This window comes from Mycolicibacterium austroafricanum, from assembly GCF_000612725.1.
GTDB lineage: Bacteria > Actinomycetota > Actinomycetes > Mycobacteriales > Mycobacteriaceae > Mycobacterium > Mycobacterium austroafricanum.
On record NZ_HG964454.1, the window covers coordinates 312,509 to 338,960 of the forward strand.

Below are 26,452 nucleotides of genomic sequence, written 5' to 3' on the forward strand. Positions count from 1 at the left end.
GGCGATGAGCAATTGCGTGACGAGCACAGGGAGGACACCGTGATACCAGGGGAGTTCGTCTTCGGCGACGGCGACATCGAGATCAACGCTGGTGCGGTGCGGCTGGAGTTGCCGATCGTCAACACCGGCGACCGGCCGGTGCAGGTCGGTAGCCACGTGCACGTGCCACAAGCCAACGGCGCGTTGGAGTTCGATCGCGCCGCCGCGCACGGCTACCGGTTCGACATCCCTGCGGGTACCGCGATCCGATTCGAACCCGGTGTGGCTCAACATGTTCGCCTCATCCCTCTGGGTGGTGCGCGGGAAGTTCACGGCTTGACCCTGGATCCGCCCGGCAGATTGGACGCGTCATGACCCAGCTCTCCCGCGAGCGGTATGCGGCGCTGTACGGCCCGACGACGGGCGACCGCATCCGACTCGCCGACACCGACCTGCTGATCGAGATCACCGAGGACCGCAGCGGCGGGCCGGGTCTGGCCGGCGACGAGGCGGTGTTCGGCGGTGGCAAGGTGCTGCGCGAATCGATGGGCCAGTCGCGGGTCACCAGGGCAGACGGCGCCCCCGACACGGTCATCACGGGCGCGGTGATCCTCGACTACTGGGGAATCATCAAGGCCGACATCGGCATCCGGGACGGCCGGATCACCGCGATCGGCAAGGCCGGCAATCCCGACATCATGACCGGTGTGCACCCCGGCCTCGTCGTGGGTCCGTCCACCGAGATCATCGCCGGCAACGGCCGCATCGTCACCGCAGGCGCGATCGACTGCCACGTGCACCTGATCTGCCCGCAGATCATGGCGGAGGCGCTCGGCGGCGGCATCACCACGATCGTGGCGGGCGGCACCGGCCCCGCCGAGGGCAGCAAGGCCACCACGGTCACCCCCGGCGCCTGGCATCTCGCACGCATGCTCGAGGCTCTCGACACCTGGCCGCTCAACATCGCGTTGCTCGGCAAGGGGAACACCGTCAGCGCCGAGGCGATGTGGGAGCAGTTGCGGGGCGGTGCCGCGGGTTTCAAGCTGCACGAGGACTGGGGGACCACCCCCGCCGCCATCGACGCCTGCCTGACCGTGTGCGACGCCGCCGGTGTGCAGGCGAACATCCACACCGACACGCTCAACGAAGCCGGCTTCGTCGAGCACACGCTGGCCGCGATCAAGGGCCGGTCGATCCACGCCTATCACACCGAAGGCGCCGGTGGCGGCCACGCACCCGACATCATCACCGTCGCAGGCCATCCCAACGTGCTGCCGAGTTCGACCAACCCGACGCGTCCGCACACGGTCAACACGCTCGACGAGCACCTCGACATGCTCATGGTGTGCCATCACCTCAACCCCAGCGTCCCCGAGGATCTGGCGTTCGCGGAGAGCCGGATCCGGCCGTCGACGATCGCGGCCGAGGACCTGCTTCACGACATCGGGGCGATCTCGATGATCGGCAGCGACGCGCAGGCGATGGGCCGCATCGGCGAGGTGGTGATGCGCACCTGGCAGACCGCACATGTGATGAAGCGCCGCAGGGGCTTTCTGCCCGGTGACACGAAAGCCGACAACGCCCGCGCGAAGCGCTACGTGGCGAAGTACACCATCTGCCCGGCGGTGGCGCACGGGCTGGACGGCGAGATCGGCTCGGTCGAGGTCGGCAAGCTGGCCGACCTGGTGTTGTGGGAGCCGGCGTTCTTCGGGGTGCGCCCACACGCCGTGGTCAAGGGCGGCATGATCGCGTGGGCGGCGATGGGCGATGCGAACGCGTCCATCCCGACGCCGCAGCCGGTGCTGCCGCGGCCGATGTTCGGTGCGGCCCCCGCGGCGGCCGCCGCGACGTCGGTGCACTTCGTCGCGCCCCAGGCCATCGAGGACCGTCTGGCCGACCGGATCGCGGTGAACCGCAAGCTCGTCGCGGTCGGTAACGTGCGTGGCGTCGGCAAGGCGCAGATGCCACTCAACGACGCCACGCCGGACATCGAGGTGGACCCCGACACGTTCACGGTGCGCATCGACGGCGAGGTCTGGCAGGAGCAACCCGCCACCGAACTCCCGATGGCCCAGCGCTACTTCCTTTTCTGATGTCCAATCTCGCCACCCTGCTGGTCCTGTCCGACTCCCGGCTCCCGACCGGGGGCCATGTGCACTCGGGCGGCGTCGAGGAAGCGGTGAGCAGCGGCCTGGTGGTCGACCTGGCCACGCTGCGCGCGTATCTGACGCGCCGCATCCGCACCAGCGGGCTGGTCACCGCGTCGCTGGCGGCCGCCGTGCACCGAGGATCCCTGCCGGCCGCGGCGGGGGAGGCGGGCGACGCCGAAACCGACGCGCGCACACCGTCTCCCGCGGCACGCGCGGCGTCGCGCGCACAGGGTCGCGGCCTTGTCCGGCTGGCGCGGCGGGTGTGGCCGGAGCAGGACTGGGATGGACTGGGCGCCACCCCGCACCTGGCGGTGGCCGCCGGGGTCGCCGGCCGGGCCGGTGGTCTGGCCCCGGACCACACCGCGCTGTCGGTCGTGTACACGACGATGACGGGGTCGGCCACCGCGGCGCAGCGGCTGCTGGCACTCGATCCCGGCGACGTCGCGGCGGTGACGTTCGCGTTGTCACCGCTGTGCGAGCACACCGCCGCCGAGGCCGCCAAGGAGCTCGCCGACCTGTCCGATCCGCTGCTCGATGTCCTCGCCCAGCGGCACCTCGAACGCGAGCGCCCGCTGTTCGCCTCCTAGAGAAGGTTGTTCACATGCCACCGCACTTTCTTGACGGTCAGCCGCACGGCCACACCGACCGTCCCCGCCGGGTACGGCAGCCGGGGGAACCGCTGCGCATCGGGGTCGGCGGTCCGGTGGGTTCCGGCAAGACCGCGTTGGTGGCGGCACTGTGCCGTCAGCTTCGCGACGAGTTGTCGCTCGCGGTGCTGACCAACGACATCTACACCACCGAGGACGCCGACTTCCTGCGCCGCCACGCCGTGCTGCCCGACGACCGCATCGCCGCGGTGCAGACCGGCGGTTGCCCGCACACTGCTATCCGCGACGACATCACCGCCAATCTCGACGCCATCGACGATCTGATCGCCGGGCATGACGATCTGGATCTGATCCTGGTGGAATCCGGTGGCGACAACCTGACCGCGACGTTCTCGTCGGGCCTGGTCGACGTGCAGATCTTCGTCATCGACGTCGCGGGCGGGGACAAGGTGCCCCGCAAAGGTGGGCCCGGTGTGACGTTCTCGGACCTGCTGGTGGTCAACAAGACCGACCTCGCCCCGCTGGTGGGGGCCGACCTCGAGGTGATGCGGCGCGACGCTGCCGCGGTGCGTGGGGACCGGCCTTTCGAACTCATCTCGCTGGCCGTGGATCCGGCCGCCACGCCGGTGTTGAGTTGGGTGCGCGAACAACTCCGGGTCGCGCAGGCGGTGTAGTGCGTTCGGACATCGTGATCGTCGCCAGGCCCGGCCGCAGCCCTCACATCGAGTGCACCGGCGGGATCGCGGCGCGCCGCACCGGGCAAGACACCGTGCATCTGGTGTCCTCGGCGGCCACCCCGCTGGGCGGCGACGCAATAGCGATGCGCATCGTCGTCGAGGTGGGCGCGCGGCTGAACGTGCGCACCGTGGCGGCGACGGTTGCGCTCCCGGGCCCGGTCACCACCGAGTCGCACGCCACATGGGACCTCGACGTGGCCGGTGAGCTCGACCTGGACCCCGAGCCGACGATCGTGGCGGCCGCGTCGCGGCACCATACGTCGACCCGTGTGACGCTGACCGACGCAGGAGTGCTCCGCCTGCGCGAGCGGGTCCAGATCGGCAGAACCGGTGAGCGGCAAGGATTCTGGTCAGGCTCACTGCACGCCGACGTCGACGGGACACCGTGCCTGCGGCACCGGGTGGAGCTGGGCAGCGGATCGCCGGCCGACGACGAGATCGCAGCGCCACGCGCATGCATCAGCGAATTCCATTATCCGCGAAGCGAAGTCGACGCGCCCGGGGTGACGCTGGCGCTGGCGGCCGGCGGATGCCTGGCCACCTGGCAGGGTGAGCGGCTCTAACTGGCGGCCCGCTCGGTCTCCTGGACGGACGCGGCGATCTCCTCGAGTTCCTCGATGCGTGTCCGTGCGTAGGCCTGCTGCTCGGTGATGGTCAGCTGACCACGCTTGGTCGACAGGAACGTCACCGTCCACGACAGCAGCGTGACGATCTTGGTCTTGAAGCCGACCAGGTACACCAGGTGCAGCACCAGCCAGGCCAGCCAGGCGACGAAGCCCTCGAACTCCAGTGGCCCGATCTTGGCGACCGCGCTGAACCTGGACACGGTGGCCATCGAGCCCTTGTCGAAGTACTTGAACGGTTCACGCTCTGTGGGATCGGCGCCCTTGAGCCCGGCGGCGATCGCCTTTGCGGCGTACTTCCCACCCTGGATCGCGCCCTGCGCCATGCCGGGCACCCCCTCGACGGCCGCCATGTCACCGACGACGAAAACGTTCGGGTGGCCGGGGAGCGACAGGTCGGGCAGCACCTTCACCCGGCCGGCACGGTCGAGTTCGACGCCGGACCCCTCGGCCAGGTCCCGGCCCAGCGGGCTTGCCGACACACCGGCCGACCACACCTTGCACGCCGCCTCGATCCGGCGGATAGTCCCGTCGGGGTCCTTGACGGTGATGCCGTTGCGGTCGACGTCGGTGACCATCGCGTTGAGCTGGATCTCGACACCCAGCTTCTCCAGCCGGGCCTGCGCCTTCTTGCCGAGCTTCTCACCCATCGGTGGCAGCACGGCGGGCGCGGCGTCGAGCAGGATCACCCGCGCCTTGGTCGAATCGATGTGGCGGAAGGCGCCTTTGAGTGTGTGGTCGGCCAATTCGGCGATCTGGCCGGCCATTTCGACGCCGGTCGGACCTGCGCCCACGACGACGAACGTCAGCAGCTTCTCCCGGCGGGCCGGATCGCTGGACCGCTCGGCCTGCTCGAACGCGCCGAGGATGCGCCCACGAAGTTCCAGCGCGTCGTCGATGGATTTCATGCCGGGCGCCCACTCGGCGAAGTGGTCGTTGCCGAAGTAGGACTGGCCTGCACCCGCCGCGACGATCAGGCTGTCGAACGGTGTGACGTAGGTGTGCCCGAGCAACTCCGAGCGCACGGTCTTGGTCTGCAGATCGATGCCGGTGACGTCGCCGAGCAGCACCTGGGCGTTCTTCTGGTTGCGCAGGATGACTCGGGTCGCGGGGGCGATCTCGCCTTCCGAGATGATGCCGGTCGCGACCTGGTAGAGCAGCGGCTGGAAAAGGTGGTGGGTGGTGCGGGCGATCAACTTGATGTCGACGTCTGCCCGCTTCAGGGTCTTGGCTGCGGTCAACCCACCGAATCCCGATCCGATGATCACCACCTTGTGGCGATCGGATGGAGTGGCTCCGGGATGGCTCATTGCGGCTCCTTGTCGGGGCTTTGGTGGGTCCGCGGACCTTCCTTCTTTACCCATTCAGAACAACGAGAACCTTAGTCGCTGCTCATCCTCGCGGCGCAGTGAGATGCCCCACCGCCCGGGGATCAGGCGGTGACCAGCGGTGCGAGGGCCTCGCCGAGTGCGGTGATCTGCCCTGGCTGGTAGCCGACGATCTGGGTGGGCACGTAGAGGATGACCCCGTCGATGCCGGCGTCGAGGACCTTGGTCTTGATCTGCTCGGCCACCTGGTCGACGGTCCCGGCCACCATCCGCTGTTTGAACTCGTCGGGAATCTGGTCGGGGGAGACGTCGTCGCCGACGAGGGCCCCGACCAGCACGCTGGTCTCCAGGGTGGCCGGATCACGGTCGATGTCCGCGCAGCGCTGCTCGATCACCTCGATCTTCCTGGCCAGCTCGTCGAATCCGGCGATCACGTTGAGGTGGTCGAAATGCCGTGCCGCCAGCGGGATCGTCTTCTTTTCGCCGCTTCCGCCGATCATCAGCGGAATATGCTCCCGGAAGCGGGGATTGGCCATCGCCTCCTGCACGCGGTAGTGCCGTCCGGTGAACGTGGGCCGCTCGCCCTTGAGCATCGGGACGATGATCTGCAGTGCCTCGTCGAGCTTGTCGAACCGCTCGGTGAACGTGCCGAACTCGTAGCCCAGCTGGTCGTGTTCGAGCTCGAACCAGCCGGTGCCGATACCGAGAACGGCCCGGCCCTGACTGATCACGTCGAGAGTGGTGATGTTCTTGGCCAGCAGCGTGGGGTTGCGGTAGGTGTTGCCGGTGACCAGCGTGCCCAACTGCACGTTCTGGGTGACGGCCGCCAGCGCGCCGAGCGCGGTGTAGGCCTCCAGCATCGGCTGGTCGGGGGTGCCGAGACCGGGCAGTTGGTAGAAGTGGTCCATCACGAAGACCGAGTCGAAACCGGAGGCGTCGGCTTCCTGCGCTTGCGCGACGACGGTGGGGAACAGGTCGGGGACGGGGGTCCCGTAGGAGAAGTTGTTGATCTGCAGGCCGAGTCGAATGGTCACGCGTTCGACCCTACGATCGCCCGCCGCGCGCCGTCGCTCGTTTCACTTGCCGCGAAGCGCGGAATAAAAGCTGCCGGAACGCAGTTCGGCCCCGGGAGCTCAGCCGAAGTTGGCCAGCGCGCCGTGAGTGACGTGCAGTGTCTGCCCGGTGATGTGCCGCGCGGCCGGGGTGGTGAGGAACAGCGACAGGCGGGAGATTTCCGCGGCGACCGACGGCGGTGTGCTGCCGAGTCCGTCGTAGCCGGGTTCGACCCCACGTCCGACGGCGACGGCGTTGACGGTGATGCCGCGGACACCGAACTGGTCAGCCTGGCCGGCGGTCCAGTCCGAGACCGCTGCCTTGACCGCTGCCGCGGCACTGCCGTCGCGCACGAAGTCGGGGATCACGTTGATGATGGACCCCCCCGAACGCATGTGGTCGCCGAGCACCTGGACGGTCAGTACCGAGGCCACCAGACCGGCGTCGAAAAGGCCGCGCCATTCCGCGGCGTGGTCGGCCAGCGTGTAGGTGCGGGGATCACCTACGGTCCAGGTGGGGGCCGGCACATTGATGATGGTGTCGAGGTGGGCCGGCACCTGGCCGTGGAGTGCGGCGACCGAGGCCGGATCGGTGTTGTCGAACACCAGCGCGTCGACATCGAGTTCCTTCGCGAGGACCTCGAGTTCATCGCGGCGGCGACCGCCGACCAGCACCTTGTGGCCGGCTTCGGAGAAGCTCTCCGCGATCGTGCGACCCAGATCTGTGTCGCATCCCGTGATCAGGACATCCATCGTGGGCCCTCCTGTTGTGTTCGGCGCTGAACCCCAGCGAGTGCCGCTTATGTTACTGGACAGTAGCTAGATGGGAAAATGCGACGCGCCGGACCTGAGGTCCACTGGTAACGCTGCCTGGGGCCGCCGCGATGGACAGGGCAGGAGACCGCCCGCCTCGCTTTGGGGATATGTCACAACCACCCGCGCCACGCGCGGGTGGTCTGGCGCGCCAGCGAACAGTCCTGATGCTGATGAGCAGCTGTTATTCAGCTGGCAGCAATATAACAATTTGGCACTTCTTGAGGACCTCACATTTGCGTCACGCCAGCGACACGGTAGTTTCTTCCCCATGGATCAGCCGGACATGCATGCCAAGCGCCGCAAAGGTCTTCCGACGTCGTTCCGACGGTCGGCACTGACCGGCGCCACCGCAGCGTTGACCGCAGTGTTCACGCTGCCCGCGGTGGCCTACGCCCAGCCGGCGCCGCCGCCCAGTCCGGCGCCTCCGCCTGCGGTGGAAGCACCGCCGGTGCCGCCGCCGCCGGTCGATCCGAACGCTCCGGTCCCCCCGCCGCCGGTCGATCCGAACGCTCCCGTGCCTCCGCCGCCGCCGGTCGATCCGAACGCTCCCGTGCCGCCGCCCGCCGACCCCAACGCTCCGGTGCCCCCGGCCCCCGAGCCGGGCCGCATCGACAATGCCGCCGGCGGCTTCAGCTATGTCGTGCCGGCCGGCTGGGAGGTCTCCGATTCCACCCAGCTGTCGTACGGCCAGGCGCTGCTGACGAAGCTGCCACCCGAGGGTGCGCCGCCGGACGCGCAGCCGCCGAACGACACCAGCGTGCTGTTGGGCCGCCTCGACCTGAAGCTGTTCGCGGGAGCGGAGAACGACAACACCAAGGCCGCCCAGCGGCTGGCCTCGGACATGGGTGAGTTCTTCATGCCGTTCCCCGGCACCCGGGTCAACCAGCAGGTCGTCCCGCTCGACAACAACGGTGTGGCCTCGTACTACGAGGTGAAGTTCAGCGACACCAACAAGCCCAACGGACAGATCTGGGCCGGCGTCGTCGGGGAACCCGTCGCACCGGGCACCCCGCGTGGACAGCGCACCCCCGAACGCTGGTTCGTGGTGTGGCTCGGCACGGCGACCAATCCGATCCCGCAGGCCGAAGCCGTCACATTGGCCAACTCGATCCGCCCGTGGACGCCGCCGCCACCGCCGCCTCCGGCCGACCCGAACGCTCCGGTGCCGCCCCCGGACCCGAACGCGCCGCCGCCGGATCCCAACGCCCCGGCACCTCGGCCCGCCGTCGGCGTGCCGGTTCCGGTAGATCCGAACACGGCCCCCGGGATGCTGCCGCCGGCCTGATCGTGTCCGTTCGCTGCCTGTTTCCACCGCCGTTTCGTTACTCGGTTTAGGTATATCTGGGCAATGGCCCGGTCGCAGACGCACCGGGTTGGGCTGGTGACAGGTAGGAGTTCCTGATGGACGTCGTTGCAGCTACCGAGTTCCTCGCCCGATCGTCCACGCTGACCAGCGTGGGCTGGATCGGCTACATCATCATCGGGGCGATCGCGGGTTGGATCGCCGGCAAGATCGTCAAGGGGTCCGGTTCGGGCATCCTGATGAACATCGTGATCGGTATCGTCGGTGCCCTCGTCGGCGGGTTCCTGTTGAGTTTCTTCCTGGACACCGCGGGCGGTGGCTGGTGGTTCACGTTGTTCACTGCGATCCTCGGCTCGGTGATCCTGCTGTGGATCGTCGGAATGGTGACGAAGTCCCGTACCTAGGGGCGGTGCGCCATGGCATCGTGAGGGCGTGACCGCCCCGACGATGCGTGCATGGCAGGTGCGCAGGCCGGGCCCGATGGCCACCAAGCCGCTGGTACGCGCCACAGTGCCGGTGCCGCAGCCCGGTCCCGACGAGCTGCTGGTCGCCGTACGGGCCTGCGGCGTGTGCCGCACCGACCTGCACGTGGCCGAGGGCGACCTCCCCGTGCACCGACCCCAGGTGATCCCGGGTCACGAGGTGGTCGGTGAAGTGGTGGCGCTCGGCCCGAACGCCGGGTCGCGGTTCGCGGTCGGTGACCGGGTCGGCATCGCGTGGCTGCGCCACACCTGCGGCACGTGCAGGTACTGTCTGCGCGGCCAGGAGAACCTGTGCCCGGAATCCCGCTACACCGGCTGGGATGCCGACGGAGGTTACGCCGAGTTCGCGACGGTGCCCGCCGACTTCGCGCTGCGGCTACCCGACGGCTACTCCGATACCGAACTCGCCCCGCTGTTGTGCGCCGGCATCATCGGCTATCGCGCGCTGCTGCGTGCGGAGTTGCCGCCCGGCGGGCGCCTGGGGATCTACGGATTCGGCGGGAGCGCGCATCTGACGGCTCAGGTGGCGTTGGCCGGGGGTGCCGAGGTGCATGTCATGACCCGTGGCGAGCAGGCGCGTGAACTGGCGCTTTCGCTCGGCGCGGCGTCCGCACAGGGGGCCGCCGACCCGCCGCCGGTGCCGCTTGATGCCGCGATCCTGTTCGCCCCGGTCGGCGATCTGGTGTTGCCGGCCATGGAGGCGCTGGATCGCGGCGGCACGCTGTCCATCGCCGGCATCCACCTCAGCGACATCCCGGTGCTGAACTACCAGCGGCATCTGTTCCGGGAGCGGCAGATGCGCTCGGTGACGGCGAACACCCGCGCCGATGCGCAGGCCTTCCTCGATTTCGCCGCGGGGCACCGGCTCGAGGTCACCAGCCCGCGGTATCCGCTCGACCGTGCCGACGACGCGCTCGGCGACCTGTGCACCGGCAGGATCGCGGGCGCGGCGGTGTTGGTGGTCTGATCCCTCAGAGCTCGGCGAGCGCGGCGCCCAGGCGGCCCGGCAGGTCACCGCTTCCGCACCGGTACAGCGGTCCCGAGCCATCGGAGAGCAGGAGCCGCAGCCGCGCCATGCCGCGTTCACACACCGGGCCGGGAGCGTGCAGGCGCTGGATCAGCCGCTCGATCAGCGCCTGGGCGGCGGTGACGGCACGGATGTCCAGCGGAGTCCGCGGCACCGGTGGCAGTGACGCTCCTCGGCGGGCGTCGGATACGGCGATGCTCAGCGCGTGCGCGATGGCCTGCCGCTCCGGCGTCGAGGTGATGCGGTGGCGGTGCGCGGCCAGGGGGCTACCCGCGGCGGCTGCGACGCCGACCGCGAGCTGCCGGTCCAGCGAGCGCGCCCGCAGCCGGGCGGTCAGCCGAGCGCGCAACCGATGACGCTGGGGTCGGGGTTGACGCTGCACGACTCGGCCGCCCATAGCGGCCCCGAGCGGCGCTCCGGCTGAAGTTCGGGGTCGGGACATTTTTCGCTCTCGCTTTCCATGGGTGACTATCGAAAACGTTATACCGGTCACTCATGACTGGTCAAGCCATTTTGATGGTCATGGTGCTAGTCTTCTGGTGTGCGCGCGAACTGGCCGGATGACGACGAACCGAAGCCCGCGCCGCAGCCCCTGCGGCGTATCCAGGCGCTCGTCAACACGGTGGAACGGCCCGACGGCGCCGATCGCCTTGCCGACCCCTCCGACGCACGGCCGTGGATGATCGCCAACGGGCTGTTGGCGCCGTCGGCCGAGTTGACCGCCGCCGACCTGGCGCTGGCCATCGAGGTGCGTGAAGCGTTGCGGGCGTTGCTGATCCACAACGCGGGAGGTCCCCGGCCGGGGCCCGAGGCGGTGGCCCCACTGCAGCGGATCGCGGCGAAGGGCCGGCTGCAGGCAGCGGTCGGGGACGGAGGTGTGGTGACGTTGCGGGTCGACGGCGACAGCGTGGCCGATCGGCTCGCCGGCCTGCTTCCGGTGATCCGCGACGGGCAGCGCGACGGCACCTGGGCGCTGCTCAAGGCGTGCGGTAACGACGAATGCCGGTGGGTGTTCTACGACTCCTCCCGCAACCACGGCGGCACATGGTGCGACATGGCGTCCTGCGGCAACAAGCTCAAGAACCGGCAGTTCCGTGCGCGAAGGCGCGCCGACGGACCGTCAGGACAGGTGCCACACCAGGGCGGCGGCCAGCGCGCCCAGCCCGTTGAGTGACCAGTGCAGGGCGATGGGGGCGATCAGGCTGCCGCTGCGGCGGCGTAACCAGGTGAACACGAAACCCGCCGCGGCCGTGGCGATCACCGCGCCGACGACGCCGACCACCATGCCGAACACCCCGCCGCCGAGGATCTTGGTGAAGCCGACATTGCTGGCGGTCAGGCCCAGCGACGTGGCGATGTGCCACAACCCGAACAGCAGCGAACCTGCGGCGGCGACACCACGCCAACCCCACGCCCGGTCCAGCGCCCCGTGCAGCACGCCACGGAACGCCAGCTCTTCGGGGATCACGGTCTGCAGCGGAATGATGATCATCGACGCGACCAGCGCGCCCGACAGCGTCGCGTAGTTGTCGTTCAGGAACATCGGCCGGGTGACCGGCAGCAGGACACCGACGGCGATGACCGTCCCGACGAGCGCGACCGCCCCGAGGGCGTAGCCTGCACCGGATTTCCAGTGCTCACGGCCCAGGCCCAGCTCGGACCACCCGAGACCGCGGGACCGGACCAGCAGCAGCAGCCCGACCGCGGCCGCGGGGACGACGGCGATGTTCGCCCACGGCGTCGTGAAGTGCGCCAGCAGGTTCGTCAGCGCCAGTACGACGACGACGATCGCGATGTCGACGTAGATCCGGAAGTGATGCAGCGCCGACAGGTGCCCCATCCACGGATGGTGCTCGACCGGTGCGGCGATGGCGTCAGACATAACTGCACCAGGATACCGGCTATTCGTTGTCACCCCCGGTGGCTGCGGTGGCGTCGGCGGCCGCGGTACCGAATCCCGACTCCCGCGCCGCCGGCCAGACCCAGTCCTTGACCTCGGGGATGTCGTCGCCGTGGGCGCGGGTGTACTCACGCGCCGCGATGCGCTTGTCGGCCATCTGCTGGCGCAGCGTCGCACACGTCGAACCCAGCGACGGGACCCGGTCGATCACGTCCATCACCAGGTGGTAGCGGTCGAGGTCGTTGAGCATCACCATGTCGAACGGTGTCGTCGTGGTGCCTTCCTCCTTGTAACCGCGGACGTGGAGGTTGGCGTGGCCCGCACGCCGGTAGGTCAGCCGGTGGATCAGCCACGGGTAGCCGTGGTAGGCGAAGATGATGGGCCGATCGGTGGTGAAGATCATGTCGAAGTCGCGGTCGGACAGCCCGTGCGGGTGCTCGGTACGGTCCTGCAGCCGCATCAGATCCACCACGTTGACGAAGCGGAGCTTCAGGTCCGGCAGGTGTCGGCGCAGGATGTCGGCGGCGGCCAGCGCCTCCAGCGTCGGAATGTCCCCGGCGGCCGCGAGGACGACGTCGGGGTCGGTGCCCAACTGCTCCGAACCGGCCCACTCCCAGATGCCCAGCCCGCGGATGCAGTGCGCGACCGCCTGCTCCATCGTCAGGAAATTGGGCGACGGCTGCTTGCCCGCGACGACGACGTTGACGTATTGGCGCGAGCGCAGGCAGTGGTCGTAGGTGGACAGCAACGTGTTGGCGTCCGGCGGAAGGTAGACGCGCACCACCTTGGCGCTCTTGTTCACCACGTGGTCGATGAAACCCGGGTCCTGGTGCGAGAACCCGTTGTGGTCCTGGCGCCAGACATGGCTGGACAACAGGTAGTTCAGACTGGCGATGGGCCGCCGCCACGGGATGCCGTTGGTGACCTTGAGCCACTTGGCGTGCTGGTTGAGCATCGAGTCGATGATGTGGATGAAAGCCTCGTAGCAGTTGAACAGTCCGTGCCGACCGGTCAGCAGATAGCCCTCCAGCCACCCCTGGCACTGGTGCTCGGAGAGCATCTCGACCACCCGGCCCGCCCGCGCCAGGTGCTCGTCGACCTCCGGACCGAAGAACTCGGCGTTCCACTGCTTGTCGGTGGCGTCGTAGACGGCCTGCAGCCGGTTGGACGCGGTCTCGTCGGGTCCGAAAATGCGGAAGTTGTCCGGATTGAGCCGGATCACCTCGGTCAACCACTGGCCGAGCACACGGGTGGCCTCGGCGATGGTGGCACCGGGCGCGGGGACGTCCACGCCGTACTCCCGGAAGTCGGGCAGCCTGAGGTCCTTCAGCAGCAGCCCGCCGTTGGCGTGCGGGTTGTCGCTCATCCGCAGCGGCCCCGCCGGCGCCAGAGAGGCGATGTCGGGCAACAGCTTTCCGTCGGTGTCGAACAGCTCCTCGGCCCGGTAGGAGCCCAGCCAGTCGGCGAGCACTCCGAGGTGTTCGGCGGTGTCGCGGGCGTTGGCCAGCGGCACCTGATGGGCCCGCCACGAACCGGTGGTCTTCTTGCCGTCGATGTAGGCCGGGCCGGTCCAGCCTTTCGGGGTGCGGAAGACGATCATCGGCCAGCTCGGGCGCGACTCGTCACCTGCTGAGGCTCTGGCCTTGATGTCGGCGATCTCGTCGAGGACGTCGTCGAGCAGGGTCGCGAAGCGTCGGTGGGCATCGGCGTGATCAGCCTGGGCCGCGTCGTCGGGCACCTCGAAGAAGTAGGGGTGATGCCCGTAACCGGTCAGCAGGCTGCGCAGTTCCTCGGTGGGGATACGGGCCAGCAGCGTCGGGTTGGCGATCTTGTAGCCGTTGAGGTGCAGGATCGGCAGCACCACACCGTCCTTGCCGGCGTTGACCAGCTTGTTGGAGTGCCAGCTGGTGGCCAGTGGACCCGTCTCGGCCTCTCCGTCACCGACCACCGCGGCCACCAGCAGGTCCGGGTTGTCGAACGCGGCGCCGTACGCGTGGGACAGCGCGTAGCCGAGCTCGCCGCCCTCGTGGATCGACCCGGGGGTCTCGGGCGCGACGTGCGAGGGGATGCCGCCGGGGAAGGAGAACTGGCGGAACAGCCGGCGCATCCCTTCGGCGTCCTGGGTGATGTCGGAGTAGATCTCGCTGTAGGTGCCGTCGAGGTAGGCGTTGGCCACCAGCCCCGGGCCGCCGTGGCCCGGACCGGTCAGATAGATCGTCGACTGCCCACGCTCCTTGATCGCCCGGTTGAGGTGGGCGTAGAGGAAGTTGAGCCCCGGCGTCGTGCCCCAGTGGCCCAGCAACCTCGGTTTGACGTCGTCGCGGGTCAGGGGGGTGCGTAGCAGCGGGTTGTCGAGCAGGTAGATCTGGCCCACCGACAGGTAGTTGGCTGCCCGCCACCACCGGTCGAGCTGATCGATCTCCGCATCGGCCAGCGGCCGGCGGTCCCCGGTCCTCCACGAGGTCGTCGGGCTCTGCTCGGCTGTGGTCGTGGTAGTCATCTCTCCATCCAACTCCGCATCGGGGTCCGGTCAACTCGTACCCGATGGCGTGCGCGTTAATCTTTCGCGCACCGTTATCGTGACTAGTCACCAGTTGGGTCGCCGACGGGATGCTGTCGGCCCGTCGCCCATCCCACTTGCGACACAGCTCATCTAGCGGAAAGGCGCATCGTCGATGCCCATCGATCCCAGGACTCCGGTTCTCGTCGGCTACGGCCAGGTGAACCAGCACGACGAGAACCCCGACGTCGAACCGGTCGACCTGATGGTGCAGGCCGCCCGGGCGGCCGCGGACCCCCGGTTGCTGGAGGCGGTCGACGCGGTGCGTGTGGTGAACCTGCTGTCCTGGCGCTATCGCGACCCCGGGCTGCTTCTGGCGCAACGCATCCGGGCCGACAAGGCGGTGACGCGGTACACCGGTATCGGTGGGAACGTCCCGCAGACCCTGGTGAACATGGCCTGCCTCGACATCCAGCAGGGGAAGGCCGATGTGGTGCTGATCGCCGGGGCGGAGACGTGGCGGACACGCAGCCGGATTCGTGCCGCCGGACGCAGGCCGGACTGGACCAAGCAGGACGAATCGGTGCCGTCGGCGCCGGGCGGCGACGAGAGCGTGCCGATGGCGGCCCCGTCCGACATCCGGATCAACCTGGATCGGCCGGCTTACGTGTATCCGATGTTCGAGCAGGCGCTGCGTATCGCCGCGGGCGAGACCCCCGACGAGCACCGCCGCCGCATCGGCGAGCTGTGGGCGCAGTTCTCCGCCGTGGCGGCGGACAACCCGCACGCCTGGAACCGGGAGGCGCTGACCCCCGAGCAGATCTGGCAGCCGTCCGCGTCCAACCGGATGATCAGCTGGCCCTACACCAAGTTGATGAACTCCAACAACATGGTCGATCAGGGCGCGGTGTTGATCGTGGCGTCGGCGGAGAAGGCCCGCCATCTCCAGATCCCGTCCGACCGCTGGGTTTTCCCGTATGCGGGAGCCGATTCCCACGACACGTACGCCATCGCCGAGCGAGCGGAGTTCCACACCTCACCGGCGATCCGCATCGCGGGACGGCGGGCGCTGGAACTGGCGGGCGCCGGCGTCGACGACATGGATCTGGTCGACGTGTACTCGTGCTTCCCGTCGGCCGTTCAGGTCGCCGCACGGGAACTGGGTCTTCCGGTCGGGAAGCCGGACCGGCCGTTGACCGTCACCGGCGGACTGACCTTCGCGGGTGGACCGTGGAACAACTACGTCACCCATTCCATCGCGACGATGGCCGAACGGCTGGCCGCGCAGCCGGGCCAGCGAGGCCTGATCACCGCCAACGGCGGCTATCTCACCAAACACAGCTTCGGCGTGTACGGCACCGAACCCCCGAAACACGAATTCCGTTGGGAAGACGTCCAGTCCGAGGTGGACCGGGAACCCACCCGCACTGCGGTGGTGGAGTGGAGCGGTGTCGGCACCGTCGAGTCGTGGACCACCCCGGTGGACCGGGACGGAGCGCCGGAGAAGGCGTTCCTGGCCGTCCGGACCCCTGAGGACGCCCGTGTGCTCGCCGTGATCACCGACCGCGCCGGCGCCGAGGCGACCGTGCGCGACGACATCGCGGGCGCCGCGGTGCGCGTGCACGCCGACGGAACGGCGTCCCTGGAGTAGCCCTCAGAGCAGCCCGAGGGCGGCCACCGCATCGCGTTCGGTGCGCAGCTCCGCCACGCTCGCATCGATGCGGGCCCGCGAGAACGGGTTGATGTCGAGCCCTTCGACGATCTCCCAGCGGCCACCGACGGACCGGCACGGAAACGAACACACCAGGCCTTCGTCCACCCCGTAGGCGCCGGGGGAGGGCAGCGCCACCGAGGTCCAGTCCCCGTCGGGGGTGCCGTGCACCCAGTCGTCGATGTGGTCGATGGCGCCGTTGGCCGCCGACGCCGCGGAGCTGGCCCCGCGCGCCTCGATGATGGCGGTGCCGCGCCGGGCCACGGTGGGAATGAAATCGTCTGTGAGCCAACGGGTGTCGGCGGCGTAGTCGGCGCCTGAGCGCCCGCCGACGACGGCGTGGAAGATGTCGGGGTACTGGGTGGGCGAGTGATTGCCCCAGATCGTCATCCGGCTGATCTCGGTGACGGGGACACCGCTGTGCCGCGCCGTTGCCGCGACCGCCCGGTTGTGGTCCAGCCGGGTCAGCGCGGTGAACCTGTCGGCGGGGATGTCGGGGGCGTGCGCGGAGGCCACCAGCGCGTTGGTGTTCGCGGGATTGCCGACCACCAGTACCCGCACGTCGGGGCTGGCGCCGGCGTTGAGCGCCTTACCCGAAGTCGCGAAGATCTCGGCGTTCGCGCCGAGCAGATCGGCGCGCTCCATGCCTTTGGTGCGGGGCCTGGCCCCGATCAGCAGCGCGACGTCGACGCCGTCGAAGGCCCGGGTCGGATCGTCGTAGATCTCGGTGCCGGCCAGCAGCGGGAACGCGCCGTCCTCGAGCTCCATCACCACGCCTTCTGCGGCGCGCACGGCATCGGGCAGCTCCAGCAGCCGCAGCGTGACCGGGGTGGTGTGGCCGAGCATGGCACCGGCGGCGATCCGGAACAGGGCGGCGTACCCGATGTGGCCGGCCGCGCCGGTGACGGCGACCGTGACCGGCGAGGCGGTTGTCGACGACATGGAGCCAACCCTAGTCAGGGCGCGTCGGCGGGCACGTCGGTGTACTGCGCGACGAAGCCGTCGGCGGAGAACGTGAAGCCCTTGCCGCTGGCCTCGGACAGGCACGAAATCCCCACGGCCTCTTGCACATTGCACCGGAAACCGGCGACCGCCAGGATCCTGTTGAACGGCAGCTCGGGGGCCGGGTCCGGCGCGAGCCCGAACGCCGGAGTGGCGAGAGCGACGAATTGCGGGTCGGCGTCGCGGTCCACCACGATGGCGTTGGGTGCGCTGGGCTCACCGTCGGCGCCGGGCACCTCGTCCGGCGCACCGGTGATCCCGATGCTCGCGGCGTTGCGGGTGTCCTGACAGCCCGCACGCACGCGGGGCACGATCGCGCATTCCCACCGACCGCTCGGTGAGGTGAAGTAGTAGCCGGTCTGACCGTCGACCTCGGCGGCGAAGTGGTACGCGTTGGCCAGGTGGGCGTTGCTCGGCCTGGTGGTGGTCGGCGCGGCGGAGGCGGACGGGCGCGGCGGCACCGTCGATTCGTCGGTGTTGACGACGGTCGGACCCGAGCAGGAGACGCTGCCCAGAGCGAGCAGCATGAGGCAGACGTACTTGATGGCAGGCATGTCGGTGTCCAAGCGTGCCACGTCGCTACTTCGGCGGAAGGGCCCGGGCGTACTCGACGCCGCGCGTCACCCACGGCTTGAGCTGACGTTTCGTCGTGATCCCGGCGGGGCGCACCCGCAGCCATCCGCGGGCTTCGCGTCCGGCCATCACCATCGGTTCGACGTGGTCCCGGGACAGCAAGGCCTCGGTCTGGTCGCGCGGGACCCGGACCATCAGCCCGCCCTTGGAGCTGACGACGACGGCCATGTTGCCGTTGATCAGGAAGGCCAGCCCACCGAACATGGCCTTCTCCTCGACACCCCGCTCGGCGGCGATCAATTCACGGATGCGATCGGCGAGTTCGGCGTCGTAGGCCATGACAGCTCACCTTTCTCCGCGAAAGCGCGCGTCTGCAACCGTGACACGCCGTCAGCCACGTACAAACGCACGCCTTCGCGCAGAACCCCCGCTACGCCGCGACGCTGGTCGCATCCTCGGCAGGCTCCAGGGCCTGCGCGACGATCTCGGCGACGTCGGTCATCGGCCGGACGTCCAGCGACTCCAGCACGTCGGCCGGGACGTCGTCGAGGTCGGCCTCGTTGCGCTGCGGGATGAACACCGTCGACAACCCGGCCCGCTGCGCGGCGAGCAGCTTCTGCTTGACGCCGCCGATCGGCAGCACCCGCCCGTTCAACGTGACCTCGCCGGTCATTCCGACGTCGGAGCGCACCTGCCGCCCGGTCGCCATCGACACCAGCGCCGTCACCATCGTGACACCGGCGGACGGACCGTCCTTGGGCACCGCGCCCGCGGGCACGTGCACGTGGATACGGCGGTCCAGCGCAGTCGGGTCGACGCCGAGTTCCGCGGCGTGCGAGCGGACGTAGGACAGCGCGATCTGCGCGGACTCCTTCATCACGTCACCCAGCTGACCGGTCAGCTGCAGCCCGGATTCACCATCGGTGCTGCCCGCCTCGATGTAGAGGACATCGCCGCCCAGTCCGGTGACAGCCAGCCCGGTCGCCACACCCGGAACCGCGGTGCGTTCCGCCGATTCCGGCATGAACCGTGGCCGGCCCAGATACTCGACCAGATCCGGCTCATCGACGGTGATCGGTGATGGATCCGCGGCCAGTTTCGTTGTTGCCTTGCGCAGCGCCTTGGCCAGCAGCCGCTCGAACTGACGCACACCCGGCTCCCTGGTGTAGTCCGCGGCGATCTTGCGCAGCGCCGCATCGGTCACCGTGACTTCCTCGGGGGTCAGCGCGGCACGCTCGGACTGACGGGGCAGCAGGTAGTTGCGCGCGATCGCGACCTTGTCGTCGGCGGTGTAGCCGTCGATCGTGATCAGTTCCATGCGGTCCAGCAGCGCCGACGGGATGTTCTCGACCACGTTGGCGGTCGCGACGAACACGACGTCGGACAGGTCCAGATCGAGATCCAGGTAGTGGTCGCGGAACGTGTGGTTCTGCGCCGGGTCCAGGACCTCGAGCAGCGCGGCCGACGGGTCGCCCCGGTAGTCGGAGCCGACCTTGTCGATCTCGTCAAGCAGCACAACGGGATTCATCGATCCCGCCTCACCGACGGCCCGCACGATGCGGCCGGGCAGGGCCCCCACGTAGGTGCGGCGGTGTCCCCGGATCTCGGCTTCGTCGCGTACACCACCGAGGGCGACGCGCACGAACTTGCGGCCGAGCGCGCGGGCGACGGATTCACCCAGCGACGTCTTGCCGACGCCGGGGGGACCGGCCAGCACCATCACCGCGCCGGAGCCGCGGCCGCCCACGACGGCCATGCCCCGCTGGGCGCGCCGGGCCCGCACAGCCAGGTACTCGACGATGCGCTCCTTGACGTCGTCGAGGCCGTGGTGGTCGGCATCGAGAATCTCGCGGGCCGACTTCAGGTCCGTCGAGTCCTCGGTGGTGACGTTCCACGGCAGGTCCAGCACGGTGTCCAGCCAGGTGCGGATCCAGCCGCCCTCGGGGCTCTGCTCGCTGGACCGCTCCAGCTTGCCGAGCTCGCGCAGCGCGGCCTCGCGCACCTTCTCGGGCAGGTCCGCCGCCTCGATCCTGGACCGGTAGTCGGCTTCACCTTCCTGGCCATCGGGACCCAGTTCGCCGAGCTCCTTGCGGATGGCGTTGAGCTGTTGGCGCAGCAGGAACTCCTTCTGCTGCTTGTCCATGCCGGCGCGGACGTCCTCGGCGATCTTGTCGGTGACCTCGACCTCGGCCAGATGGTCGCCGGTCCACGAGATCAGCTGACGCAGCCGGTCGTCGACGTTCTCGGTCTCCAGCAGTTCCCGCCGCTGCACCTCGGTCAGGTATGACGCGTAGCCGGCGGTGTCGGCCAGTGCGGACGGGTCGGTGATCTTGTTGACCACGTCGACGATCTGCCAGGCCTCCCGGCGCTGCAGCATCGCCAGCACGAGCTTCTTGTATTCGGCGGCGAGCGCCTTGGTCTCATCGGTGATCACCGGATCGGCGACCTCGTCGACCAGCACCCAGAGCGCCGCGCCCGGCCCGCTGGTCCCGGATCCGATGTGGGCGCGCTTGTCGCCGCGCACCACGGCGACGGCCCCGCCCCCGGGCACCCGTCCGACCTGCACGATCGAGGCGAGCACGCCGTAGGTGGGGTAGCGGTCGTCGAGGCGCGGCGCGATCAGCAGCCTGCCGGAATCGCTGGCCTGCGCGGCGTCGACTGCGGCGCGCGCGGCGTCGTCGAGTTCGATCGGCACCACCATGCCGGGAAGCACGATCGGTTCGCTGACGAACAGGACGGGCACTTGCAGAGCCTCAGGCATCAAACCTCCAAAGTTGAACCTGATGCGCTCAACCTTGACGAGGGGGCGTTTGTTCCCTGCATCGATTCGGCTCACAGCGGAATAGGCCCGGCCTGCGGATCGTCGTAGCCACCATGGTCAACGATCCGATCGACGGCATGGTCGTCGCGATCACCGGCGCCAGCAGCGGCATCGGGGAGGCGACGGCACGACTGCTCGGGACGCGCGGGGCGCGACTGGTGCTGGGCGCCCGGCGCGCCGACCGCCTGCACACCCTCGGCGGCGAGTTGCGCGCCGCCGGCACCGAGGTGGCCACCGTGACGACGGACGTCACCGCGGCCGGGGACCTCGAGCGACTGGTGGGCACCGCGGTCGCCGACTTCGGCAGGCTCGACGTGCTGGTGTCCAACGCCGGCATCAGCGCGATCGGCCCGCTCGCCGACGCCGACGTGACCGGCTGGGACGCGATGATCGACGTGAACCTGCGCGGGGTGCTGCACGGTATCGCCGCCGCCATGCCCGTGGTCCGGCAGCAGGGGCACGGGCACTTCGTCACGACGGTGTCGACCGCCGGCCTGAAGATCGTCCCCACGATGGGCGTGTACGCGGCGACCAAGAATGCCGTCCGCACCATGATGGAGGCGTTGCGCCAGGAATCGACCGATGGGGTCATCCGAACCACGTCCATCTCGCCCGGATACGTCAACACCGAACTCGACCGCTCGATCACCGACGTCGCCCTGCGCAACGCGGTCCGGGCCGACATGGACGCGTTCGGGCTGGCGCCGGAAGCGGTGGCCCGCGCAATCGTCTTCGCGATCGAGCAGCCGCCCGAGGTGGAGATCGGCGACCTGACGATCCGCCCCGCGGTCCAGGGCTGACGCCGCACGGGGGAGAAGGCGACCCCCTCGCGCACCACCCGGATGGGTGATGCCCGTCGGCCCCTCGCGCCGGTAGATGTTTGGCGCATGCCCCCATGGCGCTTGCGCGATTTTCACGACGACGACCTCGATCAGGCGATCTCGGTCTGGGACCAGAGCCGCGAACCCGGCGAGCCGCCACCGGCGTTCCCGGTCTCCGAGGTGGTCTCGGCCGCCCGATCCGGGCAGCCCGCCGTCGTCGCGGTCGTCGGCGATCAGCTGGTCGGCATGGCGGTCGCGCAGGTCACCGGTGATCGGGCGTGGATCTCGATGATGGCGCTGAGTGACCGCTGGCGGGACCGCGGCATCGGCAGCGCCCTGCTCGTCGAGTTGGAGCTGCGGCTGCGGACGCTGGGCGCCCGGCGCATCAGTGGGCTGTTGCCCCGCGAGGCCACCGGCACAGCTGCGCTGCGCAATTCGGGATACACCGAACGCTGCGACCTGAGCTACTTCGAGAAGGTCGACCACGTCGGGGCTTCGGACACCGGCCTGCTGACCGCGCTGGGCGGCCAGCTGATGAGCCCCGGCCTGTGGGAGGGCATGGCGGGCATGGAGACCGAGAAGCGCATGATCGAGCGTCGCATCGTGCTGCCGCTGGCGCAGCCGGATCTGGCGGCCCGTTACGGCGTGTCCCCGCCCAAGGCCGTCATTCTGTTCGGTCCGCCGGGAACCGGGAAGACGAGTTTCGCCAAAGCCGTTGCCGGACGCCTGGGCTGGCCGTTCGTCGAGATCTTCCCGTCCCGGCTGGCCACCCCGGACGTCGCGATGCCAACCGCGCTGCGGGAGGTGTTCACCAACCTCAACGAGCTCGACGCCGCCGTGGTGTTCATCGACGAGGTCGAGGAGATCGCGGGGTCGCGGTCGGGCATCCCGTCTGATCCGGCCCACGGCGTCACGAACGAACTGCTCAAACTGATCCCGACGTTCCGTCAGCACGAGGAGCGGCTGCTGATCTGCGCGACGAACTCGGTGCGCTCCCTGGACTCGGCGTTCCTGCGGCCCGGCCGATTCGACTACATCATCCCGGTCGGTCCACCCGATGACGCTGCGCGCAAGGCGATCTGGAACCGCTACCTGGGCGTCAGCGCCGACTACGTCGAGGTCGACAAGCTCGTCGAGGCCACCCACATGTTCACCCCGGCCGATATCGAGTTCGCGGCCCGCAAGGGCGCCCAGTGCGCCTTCGAGCGTGAGATCGAACACCGGCGCGGTGAACCTGCCTGCACCGACGACTACCTGGGGGCGATCGCCGAAACGAGGCCGACCTTGACCGACGCGATGCTCGACGAGTTCAGCGAGGACATCGACGTCCGGACCCGGTTGTGACCCGACACGGCAGAGAGCCTGCCGCTCGGGGGAAACGGCAGGCCCTCTGAGTGTGGGCGGAAGCTAGACCGTGGCCTGAGCTCCCAGGACCCGCTGAATGTCGGGCTTCATCTGCTGCAGCTGCTGGCCCCAGTAACCCCAGCTGTGGGTTCCCGAGGTCGGGAAGTTGAAGACACCGTTGGTGCCGCCCGCTGCGATGTAGTTGTCCCGGAAGGCGATGTTGGTCCGCAACGTGAACCCTTCGAGGAACTGCGCCGCCATCAGGTTGTTGCCCGGCGTGCCGTTGTCCAGGTCGGACGGGGTGCCGGTGCCGCAGTAGATCCAGATCCGGGTGTTGTTGGCCACCAGTTGGTTGATGTTGACCATCGGATCATTGCGCTTCCATGCCGGGTCCGAGGACGGGCCCCACATGCTCTCGGCGTTGAAGCCGCCCGCGTCGTTCATCGCCAGCCCGATCAGCATCGGCCACCAGCCCTCGGACGGGTTCAGGAAGCCCGACAGGGAGGCCGCGTAGATGAACTGCTGCGGATGGTAGATCGCGTAGGTCAGTGCCGCGCTACCGGCCATCGACAGGCCGACGACGGCGTTTCCGGTCCGGGACACACCGCGGTTGGCCTCCAGCCACGCCGGCAGCTCCTGGCTCAGGAACGTCTCCCACTTGTAGGTGTAGTTCTGTCCGTTGCCCCGCGACGGCTGGTACCAGTCGGTGTAGAAGCTGGACTGTCCGCCGACCGGCATGATCGTCGACAGTCCGGACTGGTAGAACCACTCGAACGCGGGCGTGTTGATGTCCCAGCCGTTGTAGTCCTCCTGCGCGCGCAGGCCGTCGAGGAGGTAGACGGCACGGGGGCCGCCGCCCTGGAACTGTACCCGGATGTCACGGCCCATCGACGGGGAGAACACGTCGAGATACTCGACGGGAAGACCGGGCCGGGAGAACGCCCCAGCCGTTGCCGAACCCCCGGCGAAGCCGATCAGCCCGGGCAGCGCAACGGCAGCCAGGGCGGCAGCCGCCACCCGACGCATCGCTGCCCTTGCGGTACCACGCCACTTCTCTTTCAACTTCATAACGGCAACCAACCCACCTTTCTCGTCAAACTTCTCGTGCTGCTCGCAAAATTGCCGTGGCTTTGCAGTCGTAATGGAACACGTTGCGGCTGCGGCATTGACGGCTCGACACGGTGGATCGACATCGCGTTTGGCTAACGATTCCGACTCGGGGCGGACTCACCACCCACCGATCAGGGCTGTGACCAGTGTGAAAGGAGTGAACACTCCAGGGTCGGAGGTTGAGGCCAGGCGGTCGACCTGACAGGCTCGTGTCGAGATGACCGACGGTGATGATCCCTACGATCTCGAACGCTTCGTGGCCGCGCAGGACCGGGTGTATGCGGCGGTGCTGACCGAGCTGCGCGCCGGCGCCAAGCGCACACACTGGATCTGGTTCGTGTTCCCCCAACTGCGCGGCCTCGGCCACAGCGCGACCGCGCACCGGTACGGGATCGCCTCCGTCGACGAGGCGAAGGCCTACCTGGCGCACCCGGTCCTCGGCCCGCGCCTTCGCGAGTGCGCCGAGCTGCTGATGACACACCAAGGGCGTTCGGCCACAGAGATTTTGGGCTATCCCGATGACCTGAAGGTGCGTTCGTCGATGACACTGTTCGCCCGCGCCTGCGACGACGACGCGGTGTTCCGTGCGGTGTTGGACGCCTTCTACGACGGGGAGGATCCCGCGACGGTGGACCTGCTCGACTGAACCGCTAGCGCGGCGCCAGGATCAGCCAGCCGTGGGCCGGCACCACGGTGTCCGCGACGACCTGGGCGGGCGGGGCACCCGACCCGGCGACGACCTCGGCACGCGCGAGCCCGAACTCCGCCAGTGACACGGGCATCGCATCGTCGTCGATGTTCAGGGCGACGACGAGCGCGTCGTCACCGTGGCGCGTCGTGTAGACGTACCCGCGGTTGGTGACCCGCAGCGGGGTGGTTCTGGCGGTGTGCAGCCACGGATTCCGGCGCCGCAGGCCGATGAGGTGCTGATGGGACCGGAACACCTGGTGCCCGTGCTCACCGACACCCTCAAAGGGCGAACCGAATTCGGGCCGCACCGCGTCATCGCCGCCGAACCGCTCTTCCTTCACCCCCCGGTAGGCGACCTCGTCGCCGGCGTAGACGCTGGGAGTGCCTCCGACGGTCATCAGCAGGACGAGCGCGTGTTCGACATGGGTGGGGTCCGTCAGTTGGCTGGCGATGCGGGTGACGTCATGGTTGCCGACGAACGTCATCGGGACGAAGGTGTCGAGGAACTCGTTGTGGCGGGTCAATGCCCAGTCCAACTCGTGGAAGTTGCCGTCGTTGAGGCTGCTCCAGATCGCCTTCCACAGCTCGTACTGCGTCACGGAGTCGAATCCCGAGTCCCGCACCCGCGCCGGGTAGTCGCCGTGGATGACCTCGCCGACGAACCAGGCCTGCGGGTGTCGTTCCCGCACCCGGGGCAGCACGCCGGCCCAGAAGCTGTCGGGCACCGCGTAGGCGGCGTCGAGGCGCCAGCCGTCGGCCCCGCGGCCGAGCCAGTGACTCATCACGTCGACGGTGTAGTCGACGACCTCGGCGCTGCGGTGGTCCAGCGCGATCAGGTCGCCGTGACCTTCGAACGTCGCGAAATCCCCGCCGCGCCTGCGGAACCACGCGGAGTCGCCGCCGGCCGCGGCGTCGCGGTAGCGCGGGAAGTCGGTGCCCACGTGATTGAACACCCCGTCGAGCAGGATCCGCAGCCCCCGGTCGCGCGCCTCGGCGACGAGGTGGTCGAAGTCGCCGTCCTCACCCAGCCGCGGGTCGATGCGGTAGTGGTCGGTGGTGTCGTAGCCGTGCGTGCGTGAGGCGAACACGGGGCCGAGCGCCAGTCCCGAAGCGCCGAGTTCGATGGCGTAGTCGAGCCAGTCGACGATCCGGCGCAGCCTGTGTTCGCCGGGAAGGGCCGGGGGGTCAGCCGGGTAGGCGCCGACGAATCCGAGCGGGTAGACCTGCCACCACACGACGTGGTCGACCCAGTCCGGTTCTGTCATGTCGTCTCCTCGCGCGAGCGCACGTCGGTCATGTCGTCTCCTCGCGCGAGCGCTCGTCGGTCATGTCGTCTCCTCGCGCGAGCGCTCGTCGGTCATGCTCGAAAAGCCCTCGCGTACAACGCCTTCATCTCCTCGGTCAGCTCGGCTGCGGGTCCGTCCGCGTCGACGCCCGGCGCAACGGTCGCGATCGGCAGTGTCGCGACCGGCGGCGCAGGGACGCCCCACTCGCGGAGCCACTGGGCGAGCTGCGCGGACGAGGCGGCATACACGACGCGTCCCAGTCCTACCCAGGCATGCGCGGCCGCACACATCGGGCAGTGCTCGCCGGAGGTGTACACGGTGGACCGGTTCCGCTGCGCGGGGCTCAGGTGCTCGACGGCCCAGCGTGCGATCGCGAACTCGGGATGACGGGTGGCATCGCCGTCCTTCACCCGGTTGTGGTCCTCGAACCGGACCGAACCCTCATGATCGACCAGCAGCGATCCGAACGGCTCGTCGCCGCCGTCGAGGGCTGTGCGGGCCAGGCTTACGCAGCGGCGCAGGAACACCAGGTCGTCATCGGTGACAGCCACGCCCGGAGTCTACGGTGGTGGCCCACTCGGGCCCGGCC

At 69.0% G+C, this 26,452-nt stretch carries 26 protein-coding genes; 13 read left to right on the forward strand and 13 right to left on the reverse strand.

What is annotated here, in order from left to right; all coding sequences use genetic code 11:
- The first annotated feature begins 39 nt into the window (after window positions 1-39).
- From BN976_RS18440 to BN976_RS18460, 5 genes are read left to right on the forward strand one after another with little or no spacing between them, the layout of a single operon-like run.
- Complete coding sequence (locus BN976_RS18440) at window positions 40-354, forward strand: urease subunit beta (protein ID WP_011780290.1); 315 nt, start codon at window positions 40-42, stop codon at window positions 352-354.
- The gene (locus BN976_RS18445) at window positions 351-2,072 is read left to right on the forward strand and encodes an urease subunit alpha (protein ID WP_036372795.1); all 1,722 of its coding nucleotides are present in this window, start codon (window positions 351-353) and stop codon (window positions 2,070-2,072) included. Before BN976_RS18440 ends, BN976_RS18445 begins: the two co-directional genes overlap by 4 nt.
- The gene (locus BN976_RS18450) at window positions 2,072-2,716 is read left to right on the forward strand and encodes an urease accessory protein UreF (RefSeq protein ID WP_036372797.1); all 645 of its coding nucleotides are present in this window, start codon (window positions 2,072-2,074) and stop codon (window positions 2,714-2,716) included. The genes BN976_RS18445 and BN976_RS18450 overlap by 1 nt, the downstream gene beginning before the upstream one ends.
- Before the next feature lie 14 nt (window positions 2,717-2,730).
- Window positions 2,731-3,411, forward strand: a complete 681-nt coding sequence (gene ureG, locus BN976_RS18455; protein ID WP_011780287.1) for an urease accessory protein UreG — start codon at window positions 2,731-2,733, stop codon at window positions 3,409-3,411.
- Window positions 3,411-4,037: an urease accessory protein UreD gene (locus BN976_RS18460; protein WP_011780286.1), complete on the forward strand. Its 627-nt coding sequence runs from the start codon at window positions 3,411-3,413 to the stop codon at window positions 4,035-4,037. Before ureG ends, BN976_RS18460 begins: the two co-directional genes overlap by 1 nt.
- Here the strand turns inward: BN976_RS18460 and BN976_RS18465 are convergent.
- From BN976_RS18465 to BN976_RS18475, 3 genes are all read right to left on the reverse strand, one after another.
- Window positions 4,034-5,407, reverse strand: coding sequence for a type II NADH:quinone oxidoreductase Ndh (locus tag BN976_RS18465; RefSeq protein WP_011780285.1), 1,374 nt, complete (start codon window positions 5,405-5,407; stop codon window positions 4,034-4,036). The two genes, BN976_RS18460 and BN976_RS18465, sit on opposite strands and share 4 nt — an antisense overlap.
- A gap of 122 nt (window positions 5,408-5,529) precedes the next feature.
- Window positions 5,530-6,459 (reverse strand): LLM class F420-dependent oxidoreductase, encoded by a 930-nt coding sequence (locus BN976_RS18470; protein ID WP_011780284.1) that lies wholly within the window; start codon window positions 6,457-6,459, stop codon window positions 5,530-5,532.
- Between the two features lie 99 nt (window positions 6,460-6,558).
- On the reverse strand, window positions 6,559-7,230 hold the full coding sequence (locus BN976_RS18475; RefSeq protein WP_036372800.1) for an SDR family oxidoreductase: 672 nt from the start codon (window positions 7,228-7,230) through the stop codon (window positions 6,559-6,561).
- 331 nt (window positions 7,231-7,561) lie between these two features.
- Between BN976_RS18475 and BN976_RS18480 the strand changes: the two genes are divergently transcribed.
- From BN976_RS18480 to BN976_RS18490, 3 genes are all read left to right on the forward strand, one after another.
- Complete coding sequence (locus BN976_RS18480; protein ID WP_036372803.1) at window positions 7,562-8,578, forward strand: alanine and proline-rich secreted protein Apa; 1,017 nt, start codon at window positions 7,562-7,564, stop codon at window positions 8,576-8,578.
- 116 nt (window positions 8,579-8,694) lie between these two features.
- Window positions 8,695-9,000: a GlsB/YeaQ/YmgE family stress response membrane protein gene (locus BN976_RS18485; RefSeq protein WP_011780281.1), complete on the forward strand. Its 306-nt coding sequence runs from the start codon at window positions 8,695-8,697 to the stop codon at window positions 8,998-9,000.
- 43 nt (window positions 9,001-9,043) lie between these two features.
- On the forward strand, window positions 9,044-10,045 hold the full coding sequence (locus tag BN976_RS18490; protein WP_036372806.1) for a zinc-binding alcohol dehydrogenase family protein: 1,002 nt from the start codon (window positions 9,044-9,046) through the stop codon (window positions 10,043-10,045).
- A gap of 4 nt (window positions 10,046-10,049) precedes the next feature.
- Here BN976_RS18490 and BN976_RS18495 read toward each other — a convergent pair whose 3' ends face one another.
- A complete protein-coding gene (locus tag BN976_RS18495) occupies window positions 10,050-10,454 on the reverse strand; it encodes a hypothetical protein (protein ID WP_235622078.1) in 405 nt (134 codons plus the stop codon).
- A gap of 192 nt (window positions 10,455-10,646) precedes the next feature.
- Here BN976_RS18495 and BN976_RS18500 point away from each other — a divergent pair, with 192 nt between their 5' ends.
- Complete coding sequence (locus BN976_RS18500; RefSeq protein ID WP_011780278.1) at window positions 10,647-11,279, forward strand: CGNR zinc finger domain-containing protein; 633 nt, start codon at window positions 10,647-10,649, stop codon at window positions 11,277-11,279.
- On the opposite strand, the gene BN976_RS18505 is transcribed toward BN976_RS18500, so the two are convergent.
- Window positions 11,226-11,987 carry a CPBP family intramembrane glutamic endopeptidase gene (locus BN976_RS18505; protein WP_011780277.1) on the reverse strand — a complete coding sequence of 254 codons (762 nt, stop codon included), beginning with the start codon at window positions 11,985-11,987 and terminating at the stop codon, window positions 11,226-11,228. The genes BN976_RS18500 and BN976_RS18505 overlap by 54 nt on opposite strands.
- Window positions 11,988-12,006: 19 nt before the next feature.
- On the reverse strand, window positions 12,007-14,505 hold the full coding sequence (locus BN976_RS18510; protein WP_011780276.1) for a phosphoketolase family protein: 2,499 nt from the start codon (window positions 14,503-14,505) through the stop codon (window positions 12,007-12,009).
- A 175-nt stretch (window positions 14,506-14,680) separates the two neighbouring features.
- Between BN976_RS18510 and BN976_RS18515 the strand changes: the two genes are divergently transcribed.
- Window positions 14,681-16,156: an acetyl-CoA acetyltransferase gene (locus BN976_RS18515; protein WP_036372811.1), complete on the forward strand. Its 1,476-nt coding sequence runs from the start codon at window positions 14,681-14,683 to the stop codon at window positions 16,154-16,156.
- A gap of 3 nt (window positions 16,157-16,159) precedes the next feature.
- Here BN976_RS18515 and BN976_RS18520 read toward each other — a convergent pair whose 3' ends face one another.
- The 4 genes from BN976_RS18520 to lon form a co-directional block, all read right to left on the reverse strand.
- Window positions 16,160-17,158 (reverse strand): malate dehydrogenase, encoded by a 999-nt coding sequence (locus BN976_RS18520; protein WP_011780274.1) that lies wholly within the window; start codon window positions 17,156-17,158, stop codon window positions 16,160-16,162.
- Window positions 17,159-17,172: 14 nt separating this feature from the next.
- A complete protein-coding gene (locus BN976_RS18525; protein ID WP_036373209.1) occupies window positions 17,173-17,772 on the reverse strand; it encodes a hypothetical protein in 600 nt (199 codons plus the stop codon).
- Window positions 17,773-17,797: 25 nt separating this feature from the next.
- Window positions 17,798-18,130: a TfoX/Sxy family protein gene (locus BN976_RS18530; protein WP_011780272.1), complete on the reverse strand. Its 333-nt coding sequence runs from the start codon at window positions 18,128-18,130 to the stop codon at window positions 17,798-17,800.
- Between the two features lie 91 nt (window positions 18,131-18,221).
- Window positions 18,222-20,552: an endopeptidase La gene (lon, locus tag BN976_RS18535; protein WP_036373211.1), complete on the reverse strand. Its 2,331-nt coding sequence runs from the start codon at window positions 20,550-20,552 to the stop codon at window positions 18,222-18,224.
- Window positions 20,553-20,665: 113 nt separating this feature from the next.
- On the opposite strand from lon, the gene BN976_RS18540 reads away from it, so the two are divergent.
- Together BN976_RS18540 and BN976_RS18545 are read left to right on the forward strand one after the other, a co-directional pair.
- The gene (locus BN976_RS18540; protein ID WP_036372813.1) at window positions 20,666-21,412 is read left to right on the forward strand and encodes an SDR family oxidoreductase; all 747 of its coding nucleotides are present in this window, start codon (window positions 20,666-20,668) and stop codon (window positions 21,410-21,412) included.
- Window positions 21,413-21,499: 87 nt separating this feature from the next.
- Complete coding sequence (locus BN976_RS18545) at window positions 21,500-22,777, forward strand: ATP-binding protein (protein ID WP_036372815.1); 1,278 nt, start codon at window positions 21,500-21,502, stop codon at window positions 22,775-22,777.
- 63 nt (window positions 22,778-22,840) lie between these two features.
- Here the strand turns inward: BN976_RS18545 and BN976_RS18550 are convergent, their stop codons facing one another.
- Window positions 22,841-23,845 (reverse strand): esterase family protein, encoded by a 1,005-nt coding sequence (locus BN976_RS18550; RefSeq protein WP_011780268.1) that lies wholly within the window; start codon window positions 23,843-23,845, stop codon window positions 22,841-22,843.
- 259 nt (window positions 23,846-24,104) lie between these two features.
- Here BN976_RS18550 and BN976_RS18555 point away from each other — a divergent pair, with 259 nt between their 5' ends.
- Window positions 24,105-24,533 (forward strand): DUF1810 domain-containing protein, encoded by a 429-nt coding sequence (locus BN976_RS18555; protein WP_036372818.1) that lies wholly within the window; start codon window positions 24,105-24,107, stop codon window positions 24,531-24,533.
- Between the two features lie 4 nt (window positions 24,534-24,537).
- Here BN976_RS18555 and BN976_RS18560 read toward each other — a convergent pair whose 3' ends face one another.
- Window positions 24,538-25,842 carry an alpha-amylase family protein gene (locus BN976_RS18560; protein WP_036372821.1) on the reverse strand — a complete coding sequence of 435 codons (1,305 nt, stop codon included), beginning with the start codon at window positions 25,840-25,842 and terminating at the stop codon, window positions 24,538-24,540.
- Between the two features lie 92 nt (window positions 25,843-25,934).
- Window positions 25,935-26,414 (reverse strand): nucleoside deaminase, encoded by a 480-nt coding sequence (locus BN976_RS18565; protein WP_036372823.1) that lies wholly within the window; start codon window positions 26,412-26,414, stop codon window positions 25,935-25,937.
- Between the last annotated feature and the right edge of the window lie 38 nt (window positions 26,415-26,452).

Bases quoted from the DNA above. Each gene is read 5' to 3' on its own strand.
- BN976_RS18520 (WP_011780274.1), bottom strand. From the start codon at position 17,158: ATGTCGTCGACAACCGCCTCGCCGGTCACGGTCGCCGTCACCGGCGCG.
- BN976_RS18530 (WP_011780272.1), bottom strand. From the start codon at position 18,130: ATGGCCTACGACGCCGAACTCGCCGATCGCATCCGTGAATTGATCGCC.
- BN976_RS18555 (WP_036372818.1), top strand. From the start codon at position 24,105: ATGACCGACGGTGATGATCCCTACGATCTCGAACGCTTCGTGGCCGCG.
- BN976_RS18550 (WP_011780268.1), bottom strand. From the start codon at position 23,845: ATGAAGTTGAAAGAGAAGTGGCGTGGTACCGCAAGGGCAGCGATGCGT.
- lon (WP_036373211.1), bottom strand. From the start codon at position 20,552: ATGCCTGAGGCTCTGCAAGTGCCCGTCCTGTTCGTCAGCGAACCGATC.
- BN976_RS18465 (WP_011780285.1), bottom strand. From the start codon at position 5,407: ATGAGCCATCCCGGAGCCACTCCATCCGATCGCCACAAGGTGGTGATC.
- BN976_RS18515 (WP_036372811.1), top strand. From the start codon at position 14,681: ATGCCCATCGATCCCAGGACTCCGGTTCTCGTCGGCTACGGCCAGGTG.
- BN976_RS18560 (WP_036372821.1), bottom strand. From the start codon at position 25,842: ATGACAGAACCGGACTGGGTCGACCACGTCGTGTGGTGGCAGGTCTAC.
- BN976_RS18480 (WP_036372803.1), top strand. From the start codon at position 7,562: ATGGATCAGCCGGACATGCATGCCAAGCGCCGCAAAGGTCTTCCGACG.
- BN976_RS18510 (WP_011780276.1), bottom strand. From the start codon at position 14,505: ATGACTACCACGACCACAGCCGAGCAGAGCCCGACGACCTCGTGGAGG.
- BN976_RS18525 (WP_036373209.1), bottom strand. From the start codon at position 17,772: ATGCCTGCCATCAAGTACGTCTGCCTCATGCTGCTCGCTCTGGGCAGC.
- BN976_RS18485 (WP_011780281.1), top strand. From the start codon at position 8,695: ATGGACGTCGTTGCAGCTACCGAGTTCCTCGCCCGATCGTCCACGCTG.
- BN976_RS18475 (WP_036372800.1), bottom strand. From the start codon at position 7,230: ATGGATGTCCTGATCACGGGATGCGACACAGATCTGGGTCGCACGATC.
- BN976_RS18545 (WP_036372815.1), top strand. From the start codon at position 21,500: ATGCCCCCATGGCGCTTGCGCGATTTTCACGACGACGACCTCGATCAG.
- ureG (WP_011780287.1), top strand. From the start codon at position 2,731: ATGCCACCGCACTTTCTTGACGGTCAGCCGCACGGCCACACCGACCGT.
- BN976_RS18490 (WP_036372806.1), top strand. From the start codon at position 9,044: ATGCGTGCATGGCAGGTGCGCAGGCCGGGCCCGATGGCCACCAAGCCG.
- BN976_RS18505 (WP_011780277.1), bottom strand. From the start codon at position 11,987: ATGTCTGACGCCATCGCCGCACCGGTCGAGCACCATCCGTGGATGGGG.
- BN976_RS18445 (WP_036372795.1), top strand. From the start codon at position 351: ATGACCCAGCTCTCCCGCGAGCGGTATGCGGCGCTGTACGGCCCGACG.
- BN976_RS18450 (WP_036372797.1), top strand. From the start codon at position 2,072: ATGTCCAATCTCGCCACCCTGCTGGTCCTGTCCGACTCCCGGCTCCCG.
- BN976_RS18540 (WP_036372813.1), top strand. From the start codon at position 20,666: ATGGTCAACGATCCGATCGACGGCATGGTCGTCGCGATCACCGGCGCC.